This window comes from Pseudomonas extremorientalis (assembly GCF_024584605.1).
Lineage (GTDB): Bacteria > Pseudomonadota > Gammaproteobacteria > Pseudomonadales > Pseudomonadaceae > Aquipseudomonas > Aquipseudomonas extremorientalis.
The window spans coordinates 5058942-5077254 of sequence record NZ_CP089519.1; the positions used below are offsets into that span (position 1 = coordinate 5058942).

An 18313-nucleotide genomic window follows, 5' to 3' on the forward strand; every position below is an offset into this window, starting at 1 on the left:
TCAAAAACCTTAGGCAACGGACAAGCCCAACTCAGACAAGAGCATCGACGCCTGGGCTTTGGAAATCACGGCGCCTTTGAACAGTTTGGCATCATTGAGGCGAAACCCGCTCAAATCCGCACCGCGTAGGTCGGCGTCGGCAAAGTTGGCGCCATTGATGCGAGCATGGGCGAGGCTGCAATCGATCAGCTCAGCCTTGCGAAAGTCGGCATCAGACAAATCGCTGTCGGAAAAATCCAGGTTATTCAGTACGGTCCGCGCAAACGACAATCCAGACAGAAAAGCGCTGTTCAGCCGCGTTTCGCTGAAACTCAGGCCCAACGAGGCGCAATGGGTGAAGTTGGCGCCGGTCAACTTGCAGTGTTCAAAACTGGCCTGGGAAAGCTTGCTGCGCTGCCAGCGGGTGTTGTTCAGGTCGCAGTTGTGGAATTGCGCTTCCAGCAGGTTGGCCGCTTCGAAAATGGCAAGGCTGGCACGGCAGCTTTTCCACAGCGTGCCTTCCAGGCGAGCCCCCAAGAAAGAAGTCTGGACCAGGATGCAGCGTTCGAACACCCAATGATCCAGGGTCATGCGCGACAGATCGGCGCCGCTCAAGTCCACGCCAGTGAGGCGCAAGGGGCCGGAGTGCTGGTCAATCAGGTCTTCCAACTCATCACGCTGAAAGGCGCCGCCGTCGATATCGATGTGTTGCATGGGACCTCCGGGCACGCTCGAAAAAACCAGGGGCGATTCTAACCTGCTCACCCAAACAAAAAACCCGGCACGGCGCCGGGTCTGCTGTTTGAGGAAAGGTCCTACTCCAGAACTGCCCCCGTTGTGCTCACGGCCGCACGTGCCTTGCGTTTGTTCTTGATCCCATAACACACCGCCATAAACGCCACCCACACTGGAATCGCATACACCGACACTTGGATGCCCGGAATCATCAGCATGATCACCAGGATGAACACCACGAACGCCAGGCAAACGAAGTTGCCGTAGGGGTACCACAAAGCCTTGAACAGCGGCACCTGGCCGGTGCGGTTCATGTGCTGGCGGAATTTGAAGTGGGAGAAGCTGATCATCGCCCAGTTGATCACCAGCGTGGCCACCACCAGGGACATCAGCAGTTCCAGCGCGTGCTGCGGAATCAGGTAGTTCATCAACACCGCCACCAGGGTGATCGCCGCCGAGGCGAGGATGGAACGCACCGGCACGCCGCGCTTGTCGATCTTGGCCAATGCCTTGGGCGCATCGCCCTGCTCGGCCATGCCCAGCAACATGCGGCTGTTGCAGTAGGTGCCGCTGTTGTATACCGACAGCGCCGCCGTCAGCACCACAAAGTTAAGGATATGCGCGGCGGTGTTGCTGCCCAGCATCGAGAACACCTGCACGAACGGGCTGCCGCTGTAGGCATCACCGGAAGCGTTGAGGGTTTCCAGCAGGCTGTCCCACGGCGTCAGCGACAACAGCACCACCAGGGCGCCGATGTAGAAGATCAGGATGCGATAGATCACCTGGTTGATCGCCTTCGGGATCACGGTGCGTGGCTTATCCGCCTCGGCAGCGGTGAAACCGAGCATTTCCAGGCCGCCAAAGGAGAACATGATGATCGCCATGGCCATCACCAATCCGCCGACACCGTGGGGGAAGAAACCGCCGTGGTCCCACAGGTTGGTTACCGAGGCCTGTGGCCCGCCGCTGCCGCTGACCAGCAGGTAGCTGCCCAGGGCGATCATGCCGACGATGGCCACCACCTTGATGATGGCGAACCAGAACTCGGCCTCACCGAACACTTTGACGTTGGCCAGGTTGATCAGGTTGATCAGCACGAAGAACGCCGCGGCCGAGACCCAGGTCGGGATCTCCGGCCACCAGTAGTGCACGTATTTGCCGACGGCGGTCAGTTCCGACATGCCCACCAGGATGTACAAAATCCAGCAGTTCCACCCCGACAGGAAGCCGGCGAAACCGCCCCAGTACTTGTGGGCAAAGTGGCTGAAGGAACCGGCGACCGGCTCTTCGACGATCATTTCGCCAAGCTGGCGCATGATCATGAAGGCAATGAAGCCGCAGATGGCATAACCCAGGATCATCGACGGCCCGGCGGATTTGAGCACCCCGGCCGAGCCGAGGAACAGGCCGGTACCGATGGCGCCACCGAGGGCGATCAGCTGGATATGCCGGTTTTTCAGGCCGCGTTTCAGCTCGCCTGAAGAGGAATGGGGTCCACTCATGAAAAGGGTCTCACGCAAGGTTTGAGAATTTTGATTGCAGGTTGCTGCGTTGAATCAACGACTCAAGCAGCGCCGCTCAAACCCCAGCGCAGGCACCAGGAGTACAGCGTCTTTCTTACGGTCATGCGTCACCTGTTTGTTTTTATCTGTGACGAAATCGAACCCGTCCGGCTCGTGGCCAGGCGGAGTGATCAGGGTGGGTAAACCCTGAGGTCTTGGCCTTTTGCGTGGATACGCAAGGGGGTCACAGTAAAACGCGGCGCATTGTACACCGCTCGACAGCTTGGGGCCGCCTGCTCAAGGCGAGTGCGACGATCTGTCAGGTAATCCTTACAGGAAAGAATCGGCCAACAATGTTGTGATTTGCGCGTAAATTAATCGTTACAGCATGGAAAATTCACGTTACAGCTGTGATCTGAATAAAAAATGGCGGTCAGAAATTTCCCGCAATTCAGCAGCGCCAGCTGTCTGTTTTTCCTGAAGAAAAAATCAAACCGGGAAAACAGAACAAAAAATCCAAATGAAACCGTGTCAATAAAAATTTTGCATTTTGAAACACTCTCTCCTAGGTTCTTTCCACTTGCCCACGAAGCCCGTTGGCAAGCCGTTCTCAAACACCGTCCTCTAGGAGATACACCATGCAAGCACTGGAAAACGACCTGGAAACCGAACTGCAACTCGACGACTGGTTTGAAGCACCGACCCATGACGCCGCCGTTGAAATGATGCAAGCTGACGCCGTTGTGCCATTTGGCACCGCGATGTGGCCTTTCTAAAAGCCGGCACGCTCCCGGCAGGTGCCGTGCACGGCACCTGCTCCCTTACCCAAGGCACAGAAGGATGTACGTCATGGACAAGGCCCGCGCCGTCGAACACTTTCTCTACTACCTCGCGCACCATCCGGCCCTCAGTGGCCTGAGCCGCCCCACCGTGCTGCTGGGCCATACCGAGCGCTACGACGCCATCGCCCAGGCGATCACCCAGGGCAGCGCCGCGCGTTTCAACTTCCAGGTGCAGCGCCTGGACCTGGCCGCCAGCGACACCCTGGCCACAGCCATCGAAGCCTGCGACCTGTACCTGTTTCTCTACGATTCCTCTACCCTGCCCAACCCACGCGCCGAAGGCCCGGACTTCATCCGTGCCCTGCAGGGCGTGATGGCCGAACACTGGAAAAAATCCCTGCTGTTCAAGGATTACGGCGACTATTTCTACGACACCTTCAGCGTCGAGCCGCAGCGCATCGCCGACCTCAACGCCACGCTGATTCGGCGCATGTCCCAGGCCAACGTGCTGAGCTTTACCGACAAACATGGCTCGCGGCTGGAAGCGCCAATGAGCAGCATCAAGAAGTGGACCAATATCAACGGCGTCGGCAACCACGACCTGGCGCCGGGTGAGATCGCCACCCACAGCGAAGCGATCAATGGCCAGGTGCGGTTTGTCGGCACCTTTCTCAGCACCATCCCGTTCGCACGCAAATACGGCGTGCTGGAGTCACCGCTGGAGCTGTGGATCGAGAACTCGACCATCTGCAGCGTGGCCAGTGAAGTGCCGGGGTTGGCCGATGATTTCAACAAGTACCTGAATGCCAATCCGTCGAACCGGCGTGTGGAAGAGTTGGGGATTGGTACCAATGAAGGGGTGAAGGACCTGTATGCGCGCAACGCCGGGTTCGAGGAGCGCCATTGCGGGTTGCACCTGGGACTGGGAGGTGGGCAGAAAGGCAGCCATCATCTGGATCTGATCTTTGCCAGTGGGGTGTTGGCGCTGGATGACAAGCCGGTGTTTGACGGGTCCTTTGCGTTCTGAGCAAAGCGTTAACCAACGCTGAAAATCTGAATGTGGGAGGGGGCTTGCCCCCGATGGCAGTCGGTCAGTTGATGTATGTGGTGGCTGCCATACCGCTATCGGGGGCAAGCCCCCTCCCACAGTTGAATGCATTTCAAATTCAGATAAAAAAAACGCCAACCCGAGGGTTGGCGTTTTTTATGCGGCGATCAAATCACTGCGGCTTCTTGCGACCAAAACCAGGACGCTGGCCGGAACCGGCCGGTGCGCCACGGCGCTTACCAGACGGCTCGTCCGCGACCAGTTTCGGGCCAGGGCGCTTGTTCGCCGCCGGCTTGGCTGGACGCTTGGTGCTGGCGTTGTCGGCTGGGCGATCCGCTTCACCTCGGTTGCTGCGACCACCGGCCGGGGCCGGACGCGGTGCACGCGGCGCACGCTCGCCTTCCTGACGCGACGGCGCGGTTGGGCGGCGTTCACCTTCGATCTGCGGCTCTCGGGAGATACGACCGCCAGTCGCAGGTGCATTCAACGCAGGTCGCAGGGTGCGGGCAACACGCTCGGTGCGCGCCACCGGGCGCGACGATTTACGCTGCATCCGCTCAAGCTTGTCTTTGCTCTTGGCGTTCATCTGCGGCATCGCCACCGGCGTCAGGCCGACTTCGGCGCTGAGGATGTCGACTTCGTACTGGCTCATTTCGCGCCAGCGGCCCATCGGCAGGTCGGAGTTGAGGAACACCGGACCGAAACGCACGCGCTTCAGGCGGCTGACCACCAGGCCCTGGGATTCCCACAGGCGACGCACTTCACGGTTACGGCCTTCCATCACCACGCAGTGGTACCAGTGGTTGAAACCTTCGCCACCCGGTGCCTGCTTGATGTCGGTGAACTTGGCCGGGCCGTCTTCCAGCACCACGCCAGCCTTGAGGCGCTCGATCATCTCGTCATCGACTTCACCGCGTACACGCACGGCGTACTCGCGGTCCATCTCGTAGGACGGGTGCATCAGGCGGTTGGCCAGCTCACCGTCAGTGGTGAACATCAGCAAGCCGGTGGTGTTGATGTCCAGACGACCGATGTTGATCCAGCGGCCTTCTTTGGGCTTGGGCATCTTGTCGAACACGGTCGGACGGCCTTCCGGGTCGTCACGGGTGCAGATCTCGCCATCGGGTTTGTTGTACATGATCACGCGGCGCACCGATTCGGCGGCCTCTTCACGCTTGATGACCTTGCCATCGATGGTGATTGCGTCGTGCAGGTCGACGCGCTGGCCGAGGGTAGCCTCGACGCCGTTGACCTTGATGCGCTTCTGGGTGATCCAGGCTTCGACGTCGCGGCGCGAGCCCACGCCGATACGCGCCAGCACCTTTTGCAGTTTTTCGCCTGCTGGGCCGATTTCCTGGCTGTCGTTCTGGTCTTTGTCGTTCATCTTAAGCACCTCCCGGTGGGTCGATTCAGGCATGGCCTGAAGAGTGTTGAAAGCGGGGCTTTGGCCGAATAGCTCGGCAAAGGGTCGCGAATCATACGCGCATGGCGCGCGTTGCGCATCAGAGACTAGTCGATTAGTGGCCGGCAGTCGGTTTTTCCGCCGACCGGTGAGCCATGTGGGATCCGTGTCAATCTTCGAACTGGCGACGCTCGGCCTCGATGGCTTCGGCCAGGGCCCGGGCTTCGTCTTCTTCCTCGCTCAACGGCGGCTGTTCGAGAGCGGCGACGGCGGCCAGGAGTTTTTCGCGGGCTTCAGCGACGCCGAGGATGTCTTCTTCAGGGTCGGGTTCTGGCTCGGGATCGGTTTCCTGGGGTTCTGCCTCAGTCGCACCGTCACGCAACAAGTCATCAAAGTCGGTCTTGATGCCCTGCTCCATGTCGTCCAGTTCCAGCAGCAAGGTATGGAAACTGGTTTCGTCCTTCGGCTCTTCCGGCTCGGCGGTGGCGTCGGCCAGTTCCTGCAGGCCGGCCGGGACGGGGGCGTCGTCGAAGTCGAGCACCGGCTCGGCTTCCATCTCGCGCAATTCGGCCAGCGGCGGCAGGTCGTCGAGGTTTTTCAGGTTGAAATGGTCGAGGAACACCTTGGTGGTGGCAAACATCGCCGGTTTGCCGGGCACGTCACGGTAACCGACGATGCGGATCCACTCGCGCTCCAGCAGCGTCTTGACGATGTGGCTGTTGACCGCCACGCCCCGCACGTCCTCGATCTCGCCCCGGGTGATGGGCTGGCGATAGGCGATCAGCGCCATGGTCTCCAGCATCGCCCGCGAGTAGCGCTGGGGGCGCTCTTCCCACAGGCGGCCCACCCAAGGGGAAAATTTCTCACGAATCTGCAGGCGATAACCCGACGCCACCTCGCGCAGTTCGAACGCACGACCGTCGCAGGACTTGCGCAGAATCTCCAGCGCCTTCTTGAACACCGGCGGTTCGGGGCGTTCGGCTTCTTCAAAGAGTTCGAACAAGCGTTCCAGGGATTGCGGTTTGCCCGACGCCAGTAGGAAAGCTTCCAGCAGCGGTGCCAGTTCGCGGGGTTCAGTCAGATTCATCGATTCAGCTCGTTATTCGGCTCGCGCCCGCACGTGGATAGCCGCAAAAGGCTCATTCTGGACCAGCTCGACCAAGGACTCCTTGACCAGTTCGAGGATCGCCATAAACGTCACCACCACTCCCAGGCGCCCTTCTTCGGCGGTGAACAGCTCGACAAACGGCACAAAACCGCCGCCCTTGAGGCGCTCCAGTACGTCGCTCATGCGCTCGCGGGTGGACAGCGCCTCACGGCTGACCTGGTGACTTTCAAACATATCGCCACGGCGCAGCACCTCGGCCATGGACATCAGCAATTCTTCCAGGCTCACGTCCGGCAACAGTTTGCGCGCACGGGCCTCGGGGGCATCCAGCTTGGGCACAACCACGTCGCGGCCCACCCGGCTCAAGCCATCGATGCCTTCGGCGGCGGCCTTGAAGCGTTCGTACTCCTGCAGGCGGCGAATCAGTTCCGCGCGTGGGTCGTCTTCTTCGGCTTCCACCGTCTCCGAACGCGGCAACAGCATGCGCGACTTGATCTCGGCGAGCATGGCAGCCATCACCAGGTACTCGGCGGCCAGCTCCAGGCGCACCGACTGCATCAACTCCACATAGCCCATGTACTGGCGGGTGATCTCTGCCACCGGGATGTCGAGGATGTTGATGTTCTGCTTGCGGATCAGGTACAGCAGCAAGTCCAGCGGGCCTTCGAACGCCTCAAGAAAGACTTCCAGCGCGTCCGGCGGAATGTACAGGTCCAGGGGCATTTCCATGACCGCCTGGCCATACACCATGGCAAACGGCAGTTCCTGCTGGGCCCCCGCCTGGCTGTCGACGGTTTCCACGGCCGACATTCAGGCCTCGACCATGAACGGAGCCGGGTCGCCGCAACCTACGCGGATCACTTCGGGTTCGCCGTCGGCCAGGTTGATCACGGTGGAGGCCTTGTTGCCGCCGTAGCCGCCGTCGATGATCAGGTCGACGTGCTTTTCCAACAGCCGGCGCATTTCGTAAGGATCGTACAGCGGCTCGTCTTCACCCGGCATGATCAACGACACGCTCATCAACGGCTCACCCAGCTCTTCGAGGAGCGCCAGGGCAATGGGGTGCTCTGGCACCCGCAGGCCGATGGTGCGCTTCTTGGGGTGCAGCAGCAGGCGCGGCACTTCGCGGGTAGCGTTGAGAATAAAGGTGTAGGGCCCCGGCGTGTGCGCCTTGAGCAGGCGAAAGGTGCCGGTGTCGACCTTGGCAAACAGCCCCAACTGGGACAGGTCGCTGCAGATCAGCGCGAAGTTGTGCTTGTCGTCCAGCTGACGCAGGCGTCTTACCCGCTCGACCGCACCCTTGTCGCCGATCTGGCAACCGATGGCGTAGGACGAGTCGGTGGGGTAGATCACCACGCCGCCGGCGCGGATGATCTCGACGGCCTGTTTGATCAGGCGCGCCTGGGGGTTTTCCGGATGAATCTGGAAGAATTGACTCACGTGTTCTACCTGTTCAGACGGTGGCAATAATGGGGTCATGCTTGAATCGCCCCCACAAGAGCGGCAAATCTTCCGGGACGGGGCGATACTCGCCGATCTCGGACCAGCCGCCTGGGCCATGAAAATCACTGCCGGCGCTGACCAGCAGACCAAATTCGCGGGCAAGAATCGCCAGGCTGCCGACCTGTTCGGCGGGTTGATGCCCGTTGACCACTTCGATTGCGTGGCCGCCCGCTCCAATATAGTCGGCAATCAGCTTGCGGCGCTTGCTGCGGGTGAAATCGTAGTGCCAGGGATGGGCCAGGCTGACCCAGGCCCCGGAGGCCCGCAGGGTCTCGACGGTGTCTTCCAGGGTCGGCCAGTGTTGCTTCACATCCCCCAACTTGCCGGCGCCCAGCCATTTGCGGAACGCTTCGGCGCGGTCCTTTACAAAACCTTCACGTACCATCCAGTCGGCAAAGTGCGGCCGGGCCGGTGCGTTACCGCTGTCACCCAGTTCCTGCTGGATGGCGCGGGCGCCGTCCAGGGCACCGGACATACCTTTGAGGCCGAGTTTGCGGCTTATTTCTTCGGACCGCAGCCAGCGGCCATCGTGCAGTTGGGCGATGGCTTCAACCAAAGGCGGGGCTTTTTGATCAAAACCGTAGCCGAGCACATGAATGGTGGCGCCGCCCCAGGTGCAGGACAATTCCACACCGTTGACCAACTGCATGCCCAAGGCATGCGCGGCTTCCCGGGCTTCGTCGAGGCCTTCGAGGGTGTCGTGGTCGGTCAACGCCAGGACTCGCACGCCTTTTTCAAACGCACGCGCAACCAGTACCGCGGGCGCCAGGGCACCGTCGGAGGCCGTGCTGTGGCAGTGCAAATCAACATTCACGGGGATCTGTAACCTCAAGTCAGCTGGCGCTTTCGCTACCAAGGATGTTTGTTATTATGCCGCCACATCCAGCTTCTGGCTCTTACTGTGAAACAATTCATCGACTTCATCCCGCTGTTGCTGTTTTTCATCGTTACCAAGCTCGACCCCAGGGTCATCGAAATCGCCGGTCATGCGTTCTCGTTCGGGGGCATCTACAGCGCCACCGCCGTACTGATCATCAGCTCTATCGTCGTCTACGGCGCCATTTTCATCTCCCAGCGCAAGCTGGAAAAAAGCCAATGGCTCACCCTGGTCGCATGCCTGGTATTCGGCGGCCTGACCCTGGCGTTCCACAGCGAAACCTTCCTCAAATGGAAAGCACCGGTGGTGAACTGGCTGTTCGCCCTGGTCTTTATCGGCAGCCACTTCATCGGTGACCGCCTGTTGATCAAGCGGATCATGGGACACGCGCTGACCCTGCCGGATCCGGTGTGGACACGCTTGAACGTTGCGTGGATCGTGTTTTTCCTGTTCTGCGGCGCCGCCAACCTGTTCGTGGCCTTTACCTTCCAGGACTACTGGGTCGACTTCAAGGTCTTCGGCAGCCTGGCCATGACCGTGCTGTTCCTGGTCGGCCAGGGTATCTACCTGTCGCGCCACCTGCATGACGTCGCCCCTACCACCCCGAAAACCGAGGATTGACATGCTCTACGCCATCATTGCCACCGACGTTGCCGACTCGCTGGAAAAACGCCTGAGCGTGCGCCCGGCCCATGTCGAACGCCTCAAGCAGCTGCAGGCCGAAGGCCGTATCGTGCTGGCGGGTCCACACCCTGCGGTAGACAGCAACGACCCAGGCGACGCCGGTTTCACCGGTAGCCTGATCGTCGCCGAGTTTGCCTCCCTGGCCGATGCCCAGGCCTGGGCCAAGGCTGATCCTTACGTAGCTGCCGGCGTTTACGCCGACGTCGTGATCAAGCCGTTCAAGCAAGTCCTGCCTTGATAACGGCCACGCCGAATCTAATCGGTTCGGCGCGCTCCTAATTGCTCATTATTCTCGGTAACCTGCCGACAACGTTCTGAATATTCGTGTGGAATCAGGAGTTCCGATGCGCTTACGTCAGTTGTGTCTGTTGGCAGTGGTAATGATCGGGGCTACGGCCCACGCTGAAGAAACCTCGAACACCGGCAGTTCCACGCCTCTGTCCTTGAGTGCCGGCGCCCAGATCACCGAGTTGCAGCAGCGGTTGAAAGAAAGCGAACACCAGCGTGAAGAATTGAGCAAGCAACTGCAAAACGTAGAGGCTACCCGCGAAAGCGCCCAACTGAGTCGCCTTCGCCAAGAGAACCAACGCCTGGCCCAGCAACTCAAAGAAACACAGGGCGGCGCCTTGACCCGATGGCTGACCGAGCAGCAACAATGGTTCGTCACCGGTGGGGCCGTCGCGCTGATCGCCTTGCTGTGCGGGATCTTCGCCAGCGGTGGGCACCGTCGCCGTCGACAATGGCTAAATTGAGTGAGTCATGAGCGAGCTGTTACTGATAGATGATGACCAGGAGCTCTGCGAGCTGCTGACCAGTTGGTTGAGCCAGGAAGGCTTCCAGGTGCGTGCCTGCCATGACGGCTTGAGCGCCCGCAAAGCCTTGGCTGACAGCGCCCCGGCCGCGGTGGTACTCGACGTGATGCTGCCCGACGGCAGCGGCCTGGAACTGCTCAAGCAATTGCGCAACGACCACCCGGAGCTGCCGGTGCTGATGCTCTCGGCACGCGGCGAACCGCTGGACCGCATCCTCGGCCTGGAACTGGGCGCCGACGATTACCTGGCCAAGCCCTGCGACCCACGCGAGCTTACCGCCCGGCTGCGCGCCGTGCTGCGCCGCAGCCACCCGGCCGCCGTGTCCACCCAGCTCGAATTGGGCGACCTGTGTTTCAGCCCGGTGCGCGGCGTGGTCAGCATCGATGAACAGGAATTTTCCCTCACCGTCTCCGAAAGCCGCCTGCTGGAAGCCTTGCTGCGCCAGCCCGGCGAGCCGCTGGACAAACAGGAACTGGCGCAGATCGCCCTGGGTCGCAAGTTGACCCTTTACGATCGCAGCCTGGACATGCACGTGAGCAACCTGCGCAAAAAAATCGGCCCGCACCCGGACGGACGGCCACGCATCGTGGCGTTGCGCAGTCGGGGTTACTACTACAGCCTGTAAAAACACGCGGGTTCCGTGCTGATGCAAAAAGCCCAGCTGGCAGGCTGGGCTTGTTGTTCAAGGGGTTTTCATCGCGTCGGTCGTCGCCTTGATGATCGCTTTCGCCGCTTCGACACTGATGGGCAGTGGTGCCTGCAAATCATCTGGATCAGATTTGGGCCGGTGGTGGAAATACCGTAGCAGCGCGATCAACAGCAGGGTCGGGACGGTTGAGAGGGCCACGATGATCGGAATATCACCCGTACTGTGCGGACGCACGGCGCTGAAAAAATACCAGGCGCCTACCGAGACGCGAATGTTCCCCAAAAAGACAAAGCCCAACAGCGCTACGTAAAACAACAAGATCAATACCACGGTGACGGTCGTCAGTCGCTTCTCCCACCTGAAGCGCCAGGACTCTCTGCGCAGATAGTCGCTGATCAGGCCAGGATTATCAGCCTCCCCTCCCGCCAGGTCGTCGCTGGTGTCCATCATAAAAGCCCAATCGCCTTCAGCCTGAATTCCATTGCTGCCGTCGACACACCAAAAGCATTGGCCAGCTTTACGATGTCTGTGACGCGCTGCTCAAGCACCATATGTTTCACCAGCGCGGCAGGCATCAACAGAGCAGCGGCAAATCGATTGGCTGCGATCTCTTTCGGGTCCCTGGACTTGGCACTGAACTGCTCGGAAGTATCTCGAGGTGCGTCCAGGTCTCCGTGCACATGGTGACCAATCTCGTGCGCAATGGTGAAACGCTGCCTTACCGGCGCATCCATGAAGTTGTAAGTAATCAGCGGAGCGCCGTCCCGGAAGGAGTAATGGCCGCTTTCATTCGGTCGCCAGGTATCCGGTTCAAAAGGTGCAAGCGCCTTCACCTCGATAGCCATTGCCTCGGCAATGGCTATCGGGTTCACCGGCAACCGACCATTCCAATGGGCACGCAGGACGTCGTCTGCAGTTCGGTACTCCATGCGGCCTCCTTATAGATGGCTGGAACGGTAGTTTGACGGGGTCAGAAATGAGATCGAAGTCTGAACAAGTCGATAGACCCCGTCAAATTGTAGTTGACAGGTTAAAAATATTTAGCATTCAGGACCCCATCGAAAAAACTGTTCATTTATACAGTCATCGCGACCACACGCCAACTCCCTTAAGGCATGCTGTAGCAATTGAGTGAGCCCCTCTTTTCCTATAGCTATCGGCAGTTTTGTCAACTCAGCCCAAAACCCTCTTTACCCAAGCTTTACCCACACCTGACCGCCGCTGACCTTGATCGCCTTAATCTACTCACATCCGGACTCACCGGAATAGAGACAGGAGAATCACCATGCGCAAGACCCTTATCGCTTTGATGTTCGCCGCCGCCCTGCCGACCGTTGCCATGGCGGCAATGCCCGAAGGCCCAGGCCCGATGGGCGGCCCTGAAGGCCATATGATGGGTGGCCCGGGTCACGGCGGCGAACACGGTCCGCGTGGCAAAGGCGGGCCCTTCAGCCAACTGGACCTGAGCAAGGAACAGCGCGAGCAGATCCGCAAATTGATGGGCGACCAGTGGCACGCTCGCAAGGACCTGACCAGGAAGTACCTGGACAAGCTCCCGGCTGCTGACCAGAAGGCCATGCAGGACGAAATCGCCGCCGGCAAGCAGAAAACCCAGGCGGATATCCGCGCCGTACTCAAGCCTGACCAGCAGAAGAAATTCGACGAGATCATCAAGCAGCAGGAACAGCGCCGCGCCGAATGGAAGGAATTCCAGGCCTGGAAAGCGCAACAGCCGCAAAAAGCGCAATAATGCCCCCGCGTTAACGCTCCCAGCCCAGTGGCCCCCGCCACTGGGCTTTTCCTGCTTGAGGGTTTCCTGTGCGTTCATTGTTCTGGCGCATCCTGGCCAGTTTCTGGCTGGCCATCGCCTTGGTTGCCGGGTTGTCGATCCTGCTTGGGCATATGCTCAATCAAGATGCCTGGATTCTCAGCCGTCACCCAGGCCTCAACAACCTGGCCGAAGAGTGGACCCAACTCTACGAAACCCAGGGTGAGGACGCTGCCCAGGATTTGCTGCAACAGCGCAAACGCCAGTACCACATCGACGTGCAGGTGCTCAACGAAAGCGGCGAGCCGGTGGTGCGCGGCACCTTTCCCCGCCGCGCCGCCGCCTTTGAAGCCCGCCAGAACGATAGCAAGGACAGCCACCTGCCCTGGCGCCGCCTGACCGCTGAATACACCAGTGAGAAGACCGGCGACACTTACCTGTTGATCTACCGCATCCCGCACCCGGAACTGGACGAATGGCATCGCAGCAGCCTGACATGGCCGTTGAGCGCATTGGTCATCGCCTTGGTGGTGCTGACCCTGTTCAGCCTGTTCGTGACGCTGTCCATCACGCGCCCCTTGAGCCGACTGCGCGGCGCCGTGCATGACCTGGGGCAAGCCACCTACCAGCAAAACAGCCTGGCGCAGCTGGCCAACCGACGCGATGAATTCGGCGTGCTGGCCACCGACTTCAACCGCATGGGCGCGCGCCTGCAAAGCCTGATCGGCAGCCAGCGCCAGTTGCTGCGCGACGTGTCCCATGAACTGCGTTCGCCGCTGGCCCGCCTGCGCATCGCCCTGGCCCTGGCCGAACGCGCCAGCCCCGAAGAACGGGAAAAACTCTGGCCTCGCCTGACCCGCGAATGTGATCGCCTGGAGGCACTGATCAGCGAGATCCTGGTGCTGGCCCGCGTCGATGCCGATAACGCCAGCGCCGAAGAGATCGACCTCAACCCGTTGCTCAAGACCCTGCAAAAGGACGCCCAACTCAGCGCGCCCGACCAGGTGGTGCAGCTCACCACCGATCCCGAACTGCATCTCAAGGGGTGGCCGACCATGATCGAACGGGCAGTGGACAACCTGCTGCGCAACGCCCAGCGCTTCAACCCGCCGGGCCAGCCGATCGAGCTGCACGCCCACCTTCACGGCGAGCATATTGTGATCAGCGTGCGCGACCACGGCCCCGGCGTTGACGCCGAACACCTGAGCCAATTGGGCGAACCGTTCTACCGCGCCCCAGGCCAGACCGCACAAGGTCACGGCCTGGGCCTGGCGATTGCCCGTCGCGCCGCCGAGCGCCATGGTGGCAGCCTGTTCCTGGCCAATCACGCCCAAGGCGGTTTTATCGCCAGTATCGACCTGCCGCTGGAACCCGGGATTGCCACACCGGCCTGATGATCTTCTATAGTGGCCCTTCTCTCAAGGAGGGCCATTGATGACTGACCTGTTGACTCCCATCCAAGCCGCACTCGATCTACCGCGCACGCCGCTGACCAGCACCGAAGCCGGCGCCCTGCCCTCGGCCTTTGCCGTCACGGACCTGGCCGTTGCCAGTATCGGTGCGGCCGGCCAGGCCGTGGCCCAGTTGATCCAGCAACAGACCGGGCGCCTTCCCGGCGTCAGCGTAGACCGGCGACTCGCGTCCTTCTGGTTCTCGTCTTCGATTCGTCCGGTAGGCTGGGAGACCCCGCCGCTGTGGGACCCGGTGGCCGGTGACTACGCCAGCGCCGATGGCTGGATTCGCCTGCACACCAACGCCCCCCACCACCGCGCCGCCGCCGAACGGGTACTGGGCAAGGTGGCTGATCGCATCGCGATGGCCAACAAAGTTGCCACTTGGAATACCGCCGAACTGGAACAGGCGATTGTCGATGAAGGCGGTTGTGCCGCGCAGATGCGTACCTGGCAAGCCTGGCAAACCCACCCTCAGGGCCTGGCCGTCAATGCCGAAGCCCTGGTGCAGCGCCAGACCTTTGCAACCTCCGTCAAAAAGCCCTGGCTCGGCTCGGTGGCGCGGCCGCTGGCGGGCCTCAAGGTGCTGGACCTGACCCGCGTGCTGGCCGGCCCGGTGGCCAGCCGCTTCCTCGCAGGGTTGGGTGCGGATGTATTGCGTATCGACTCGCCGACCTGGAACGAACCCGGCGTGGTGCCGGAAATGACCCTGGGCAAACGCTGCGCCCGCCTGGACTTGAAAAGCGCCCAAGACCGCGAGGTTTTCGAACGCCTGCTCAAGGACGCTGACATTGTGTTCCACGGTTACCGTGCCGACGCCCTGGAACAACTGGACTACAGCGCCAGTGACTTGCAAACCCTCGCCCCCGGCCTGATCGACGTGAGCCTCAACGCCTACGGCTGGAGCGGCCCGTGGCGCAATCGCCGGGGTTTCGACAGCCTGGTGCAGATGAGCAGCGGGATTGCCGCCGCGGGCATGGCCTGGAAACAAGCGGACAAACCGGTGCCGCTGCCATTGCAGGCGCTGGATCACGCCACCGGGTATTTGATGGCGGCCAGTGCGATTCAGGCACTCAGTGAGCGATTGAAATCCGGCCGTGGTGGGTCGGCGCTGTTGTCGCTGGCGCGTACGGCGAAGTTGCTGGTGGACGCCGGACAAGTGCCGGAGCAGCCGGCGTTGCGGGCCGAGCAACCGAGCGATCAAGGCCTGGTAGTGGAACAGACGGCCTGGGGCCAGGCGCATCGATTGTTGCCGCCGGTGACTATCAGCGGCACGCCGTTGCAATGGGATCTGCCGGCTGGGGAACTGGGTTCACACCGAGCGCAGTGGTGACTCGACTATCGCCATCGGGGGCAAGCCCCCTCCCACATCTTGACCACATTCCAAAGGTTGTATTCGGTCAAGTGTGGGAGCTGGCTTGCCGGCGATGAGGCCAGTACAGGCACCATCAATCTGAGCGCTGCAACGACGTCCAGAGATGCTGCGCTGCATACGCCCGCAACGGCCGCCACGCCTCGGCCCGCGCCAGCAACTGTCGCGCCGACACCGGCCCTCCTTCCAGTGCCGCCAGCGCATTGATCAACCCGATATCCCCCGACGCAAATGCATCCGCCTCACGCATCTGGCGCATGGCGATGTACTGCGCGGTCCAGTCGCCAATCCCCGGCAACGCCACCAAGCGCGCCACACCTTCCTTGAGGCTGGCCTTGGGTTCGAACACCTCAGGGTCATCCAGGAGCGCCTGCGCGACACCGGACAAGGTCCGCCCACGCGCCTTCGGCATGCCCAAGGTGGCCAGGTCCGCCGCCGCCAGCACCTCGGGCGCGGGGAACACATGGGTGATACCGGCGTACGGCGTCTCCAGCAGTTGGCCATACTGCGCCACCAACTTGCCTGCCAGGCGAATCGCAGCCACCACCGTAATCTGCTGGCCCAGCACTGCACGAATCGCCAACTCCAGACCGTCCCAGGTGCCCGGCACACGCAGGCCGGGACGGGCCGCGACCAACTGCGCCATCAAGGGGTCCGTGGCCAATTGCGGGTTGAGCCGTTGAGGCTCGGCATCCAGATCAAACATGTTGCGCACGCGCCGCTCGATCTCGGGCAGCGCCGCCGCCTCCGGAAAATCCACCGCAACGTCCAACCAGTCACCCGCGCCCGGCGCGACGCTGAGCCAGCCATGCCGGCCACCCACGCTGATGCTGCGCCGGTAAATGCCGGCCTCTACGGTCTCCATACCCGTAATCGCCCGCGCCGCCAGAAAACCCACCATCGCCGCCCAATCATAAGGCGGCTGATACGTCAGCCTCACAACGACAATACCCCGCTGTACAGCCCATACGCCGCCAGCCCCGCGCCGGTGATCACACAGCTGAAAATGCCTTTTTCCATGTGGGTAAACAAGGGCTGGCGCTGCTCACGCTTGGCGAGGGCAAACAGGATCACCCCCGGCGCATACAACAGCGCCGACAGCAGCAGGTACTTCAAGCCCCCGGCGTAGAGCAGCCACACGGCGTAGCCAAGTGCAATCAGGCCCACCAGCAAGTCCTTCAAGCGCTGGCCGTGGGCATCTTCGTAGGTTTCGCCGCGCCCGCTCAATAACACGGCATACGCCGCCGACCACAGGTAGGGCACCAGGATCATCGACGAGGCCAGGTAAATCAGGGTGGTGTAGGTGCTGTGGGAAAACAGCGTGATCACCAGGAACACCTGGATCATCACATTGGTCAGCCACAGCGCGTTGACTGGCACCTGGTTGGCGTTTTCCTTTTTCAGGAACGCCGGCATGGTCTTGTCATGGGCCGTGGCGTAGAGGATTTCCGCACAGAGCAGCGCCCAGGACAACAAGGCGCCGAGCAGTGACACCGCCAGGCCGATGCTGATCGCCATCGCACCCCAGGGGCCGACGATATGCTCCAGCACACCGGCCAGGGACGGGTTTTGCAATTGCGCGAGTTCCGGCTGGCTCATGATGCCCAGGGACAACACATTCACCAGCACCAGCAGGGCCAGCACGCCCAGAAAACCGATCACCGTGGCGCGGCCCACGTCCGAGCGTTTCTCGGCCCGCGCCGAGTACACACTGGCGCCCTCGATGCCGATAAACACAAACACGGTGACCAGCATCATGTTGCGCACCTGGTCCACCACGTTGCCCATATTCGGGTTGCCCAGGCCCCAGATATCGCGAGTGAAGATATCCGCCTTGAACGCTACGGCGGCGATCACGATAAACATCAGCAACGGCACGATCTTCGCCACCGTGGTGATCTGGTTGATGAACGCTGCCTCCTTGATCCCGCGCAGCACCAGGAAATGCACGGCCCACAGCAACAATGATGCGCAGCCGATGGCCACCGGCGTGTTGCCCTGGCCGAACACCGGGAAAAAGTAGCCGAGGGTACTGAATAGCAACACGAAGTAACCGACGTTGCCCATCCACGCGCTGATCCAGTAGCCCCAGGCCGAGGAGAACCCCATGTAGTCACCAAACCCGGCCTTGGCGTAGGCATACACGCCCGAATCCAGTTCGGGCTTGCGATTGGCCAGGGTCTGGAACACGAAGGCCAGGGTCAGCATGCCGACCGCGGTGATCGCCCAGCCGATCAACACGGCCCCCACCTCGGCGCGTGCGGCCATGTTTTGCGGCAAGGAAAAAATCCCGCCGCCGATCATCGACCCCACCACCAAGGCAATCAGGGCACCAAGACGCAGTTTCTGGGCCGGTTGAGACATGAACACTCCTGAATGAACAGCAACTTGAGCTGACAACCGTGCACTCGGCTAATTAACTCAGCGAGTGTAGCGGTTATTAGTGAAGGCGATAAAACAGACGAGCTCATAACACAATGGCATGTCAGGTCGTCCCGTTCAGGCGTATTTAGAATTTAAATACGCCCGGGGCTGAGACTTCGTAAAACATCGTTCAAAAAGTTTGCACATTCAGGAATACGGACTAGCTTCAAACGTCCATAGATTTGGCCAAATGATTAATCAAAAAGGGATAGATGGC

20 protein-coding genes are annotated in these 18313 nt (G+C 61.0%); 9 read left to right on the plus strand and 11 right to left on the minus strand.

Features of this window, described 5'->3' with window-relative positions; all coding sequences use genetic code 11:
- Nucleotides 1-9 precede the first annotated feature (9 nt).
- Both LUU92_RS22800 and LUU92_RS22805 read right to left on the minus strand, forming a co-directional pair.
- Nucleotides 10-693, minus strand: a complete 684-nt coding sequence (locus LUU92_RS22800; protein ID WP_071489424.1) for a pentapeptide repeat-containing protein — start codon at nucleotides 691-693, stop codon at nucleotides 10-12.
- Nucleotides 694-794: 101 nt separating this feature from the next.
- A complete protein-coding gene (locus tag LUU92_RS22805) occupies nucleotides 795-2216 on the minus strand; it encodes an amino acid permease (protein ID WP_257102686.1) in 1422 nt (473 codons plus the stop codon).
- 638 nt (nucleotides 2217-2854) lie between these two features.
- On the opposite strand from LUU92_RS22805, the gene LUU92_RS22810 reads away from it, so the two are divergent.
- Both LUU92_RS22810 and LUU92_RS22815 read left to right on the plus strand, forming a co-directional pair.
- On the plus strand, nucleotides 2855-2992 hold the full coding sequence (locus LUU92_RS22810; protein WP_163034543.1) for a hypothetical protein: 138 nt from the start codon (nucleotides 2855-2857) through the stop codon (nucleotides 2990-2992).
- 73 nt (nucleotides 2993-3065) lie between these two features.
- The gene (locus tag LUU92_RS22815) at nucleotides 3066-4025 is read left to right on the plus strand and encodes a CgnE/CgnB domain-containing protein (RefSeq protein ID WP_071489422.1); all 960 of its coding nucleotides are present in this window, start codon (nucleotides 3066-3068) and stop codon (nucleotides 4023-4025) included.
- 193 nt (nucleotides 4026-4218) lie between these two features.
- On the opposite strand, the gene rluB is transcribed toward LUU92_RS22815, so the two are convergent.
- The 5 genes from rluB to LUU92_RS22840 form a co-directional block, all read right to left on the minus strand.
- Entirely contained in the window at nucleotides 4219-5430 is a 1212-nt protein-coding gene (gene rluB, locus LUU92_RS22820; RefSeq protein ID WP_010208149.1) for a 23S rRNA pseudouridine(2605) synthase RluB, read from the minus strand.
- Nucleotides 5431-5617: 187 nt separating this feature from the next.
- Entirely contained in the window at nucleotides 5618-6535 is a 918-nt protein-coding gene (gene scpB / locus LUU92_RS22825) for an SMC-Scp complex subunit ScpB (RefSeq protein WP_071489421.1), read from the minus strand.
- A gap of 12 nt (nucleotides 6536-6547) precedes the next feature.
- Nucleotides 6548-7366, minus strand: coding sequence for a segregation and condensation protein A (locus tag LUU92_RS22830; RefSeq protein ID WP_028617720.1), 819 nt, complete (start codon nucleotides 7364-7366; stop codon nucleotides 6548-6550).
- A complete protein-coding gene (locus LUU92_RS22835; protein WP_016975422.1) occupies nucleotides 7367-7996 on the minus strand; it encodes an L-threonylcarbamoyladenylate synthase in 630 nt (209 codons plus the stop codon). It lies immediately after the preceding gene.
- 13 nt (nucleotides 7997-8009) lie between these two features.
- Nucleotides 8010-8873 carry a PHP domain-containing protein gene (locus LUU92_RS22840; protein WP_071489419.1) on the minus strand — a complete coding sequence of 288 codons (864 nt, stop codon included), beginning with the start codon at nucleotides 8871-8873 and terminating at the stop codon, nucleotides 8010-8012.
- 87 nt (nucleotides 8874-8960) lie between these two features.
- Here LUU92_RS22840 and LUU92_RS22845 point away from each other — a divergent pair, with 87 nt between their 5' ends.
- The 4 genes from LUU92_RS22845 to LUU92_RS22860 all read left to right on the plus strand — a co-directional run bounded on the left by LUU92_RS22845 (nucleotide 8961) and on the right by LUU92_RS22860 (nucleotide 11057).
- A complete protein-coding gene (locus tag LUU92_RS22845) occupies nucleotides 8961-9557 on the plus strand; it encodes a septation protein A (protein ID WP_071489418.1) in 597 nt (198 codons plus the stop codon).
- 1 nt (nucleotide 9558) lies between these two features.
- Complete coding sequence (locus tag LUU92_RS22850) at nucleotides 9559-9858, plus strand: YciI family protein (RefSeq protein ID WP_071489417.1); 300 nt, start codon at nucleotides 9559-9561, stop codon at nucleotides 9856-9858.
- Between the two features lie 106 nt (nucleotides 9859-9964).
- Nucleotides 9965-10372 carry an SH3 domain-containing protein gene (locus LUU92_RS22855; RefSeq protein WP_071489416.1) on the plus strand — a complete coding sequence of 136 codons (408 nt, stop codon included), beginning with the start codon at nucleotides 9965-9967 and terminating at the stop codon, nucleotides 10370-10372.
- Between the two features lie 7 nt (nucleotides 10373-10379).
- The gene (locus LUU92_RS22860) at nucleotides 10380-11057 is read left to right on the plus strand and encodes a response regulator transcription factor (protein ID WP_071489415.1); all 678 of its coding nucleotides are present in this window, start codon (nucleotides 10380-10382) and stop codon (nucleotides 11055-11057) included.
- Between the two features lie 57 nt (nucleotides 11058-11114).
- Here LUU92_RS22860 and LUU92_RS22865 read toward each other — a convergent pair whose 3' ends face one another.
- Complete coding sequence (locus LUU92_RS22865) at nucleotides 11115-11531, minus strand: hypothetical protein (protein WP_071489414.1); 417 nt, start codon at nucleotides 11529-11531, stop codon at nucleotides 11115-11117.
- A complete protein-coding gene (locus LUU92_RS22870) occupies nucleotides 11528-12010 on the minus strand; it encodes an ImmA/IrrE family metallo-endopeptidase (protein WP_071489413.1) in 483 nt (160 codons plus the stop codon). The genes LUU92_RS22865 and LUU92_RS22870 overlap by 4 nt, the downstream gene beginning before the upstream one ends.
- A 356-nt stretch (nucleotides 12011-12366) precedes the next feature.
- Between LUU92_RS22870 and LUU92_RS22875 the strand changes: the two genes are divergently transcribed.
- The 3 genes from LUU92_RS22875 to LUU92_RS22885 all read left to right on the plus strand — a co-directional run bounded on the left by LUU92_RS22875 (nucleotide 12367) and on the right by LUU92_RS22885 (nucleotide 15633).
- Nucleotides 12367-12831, plus strand: a complete 465-nt coding sequence (locus LUU92_RS22875) for an LTXXQ domain protein (RefSeq protein WP_071489412.1) — start codon at nucleotides 12367-12369, stop codon at nucleotides 12829-12831.
- A gap of 68 nt (nucleotides 12832-12899) precedes the next feature.
- Nucleotides 12900-14243 carry a sensor histidine kinase gene (locus LUU92_RS22880; RefSeq protein WP_071489411.1) on the plus strand — a complete coding sequence of 448 codons (1344 nt, stop codon included), beginning with the start codon at nucleotides 12900-12902 and terminating at the stop codon, nucleotides 14241-14243.
- Between the two features lie 40 nt (nucleotides 14244-14283).
- Nucleotides 14284-15633, plus strand: a complete 1350-nt coding sequence (locus LUU92_RS22885; RefSeq protein ID WP_257102687.1) for a CoA transferase — start codon at nucleotides 14284-14286, stop codon at nucleotides 15631-15633.
- Between the two features lie 115 nt (nucleotides 15634-15748).
- Here the strand turns inward: LUU92_RS22885 and LUU92_RS22890 are convergent, their stop codons facing one another.
- Both LUU92_RS22890 and arcD read right to left on the minus strand, forming a co-directional pair.
- A complete protein-coding gene (locus LUU92_RS22890; protein WP_257102688.1) occupies nucleotides 15749-16612 on the minus strand; it encodes a DNA-3-methyladenine glycosylase family protein in 864 nt (287 codons plus the stop codon).
- Nucleotides 16609-18036, minus strand: a complete 1428-nt coding sequence (arcD, locus tag LUU92_RS22895; protein WP_071489408.1) for an arginine-ornithine antiporter — start codon at nucleotides 18034-18036, stop codon at nucleotides 16609-16611. The genes LUU92_RS22890 and arcD overlap by 4 nt, the downstream gene beginning before the upstream one ends.
- Nucleotides 18037-18313 lie beyond the last annotated feature (277 nt).

Bases quoted from the DNA above. Each gene is read 5' to 3' on its own strand.
- LUU92_RS22800 (WP_071489424.1), bottom strand. From the start codon at position 693: ATGCAACACATCGATATCGACGGCGGCGCCTTTCAGCGTGATGAGTTG.
- LUU92_RS22805 (WP_257102686.1), bottom strand. From the start codon at position 2,216: ATGAGTGGACCCCATTCCTCTTCAGGCGAGCTGAAACGCGGCCTGAAA.
- LUU92_RS22810 (WP_163034543.1), top strand. From the start codon at position 2,855: ATGCAAGCACTGGAAAACGACCTGGAAACCGAACTGCAACTCGACGAC.
- LUU92_RS22815 (WP_071489422.1), top strand. From the start codon at position 3,066: ATGGACAAGGCCCGCGCCGTCGAACACTTTCTCTACTACCTCGCGCAC.
- rluB (WP_010208149.1), bottom strand. From the start codon at position 5,430: ATGAACGACAAAGACCAGAACGACAGCCAGGAAATCGGCCCAGCAGGC.
- scpB (WP_071489421.1), bottom strand. From the start codon at position 6,535: ATGAATCTGACTGAACCCCGCGAACTGGCACCGCTGCTGGAAGCTTTC.
- LUU92_RS22830 (WP_028617720.1), bottom strand. From the start codon at position 7,366: ATGTCGGCCGTGGAAACCGTCGACAGCCAGGCGGGGGCCCAGCAGGAA.
- LUU92_RS22850 (WP_071489417.1), top strand. From the start codon at position 9,559: ATGCTCTACGCCATCATTGCCACCGACGTTGCCGACTCGCTGGAAAAA.
- LUU92_RS22855 (WP_071489416.1), top strand. From the start codon at position 9,965: ATGCGCTTACGTCAGTTGTGTCTGTTGGCAGTGGTAATGATCGGGGCT.
- LUU92_RS22860 (WP_071489415.1), top strand. From the start codon at position 10,380: ATGAGCGAGCTGTTACTGATAGATGATGACCAGGAGCTCTGCGAGCTG.
- LUU92_RS22865 (WP_071489414.1), bottom strand. From the start codon at position 11,531: ATGATGGACACCAGCGACGACCTGGCGGGAGGGGAGGCTGATAATCCT.
- LUU92_RS22870 (WP_071489413.1), bottom strand. From the start codon at position 12,010: ATGGAGTACCGAACTGCAGACGACGTCCTGCGTGCCCATTGGAATGGT.
- LUU92_RS22875 (WP_071489412.1), top strand. From the start codon at position 12,367: ATGCGCAAGACCCTTATCGCTTTGATGTTCGCCGCCGCCCTGCCGACC.
- LUU92_RS22885 (WP_257102687.1), top strand. From the start codon at position 14,284: ATGACTGACCTGTTGACTCCCATCCAAGCCGCACTCGATCTACCGCGC.
- arcD (WP_071489408.1), bottom strand. From the start codon at position 18,036: ATGTCTCAACCGGCCCAGAAACTGCGTCTTGGTGCCCTGATTGCCTTG.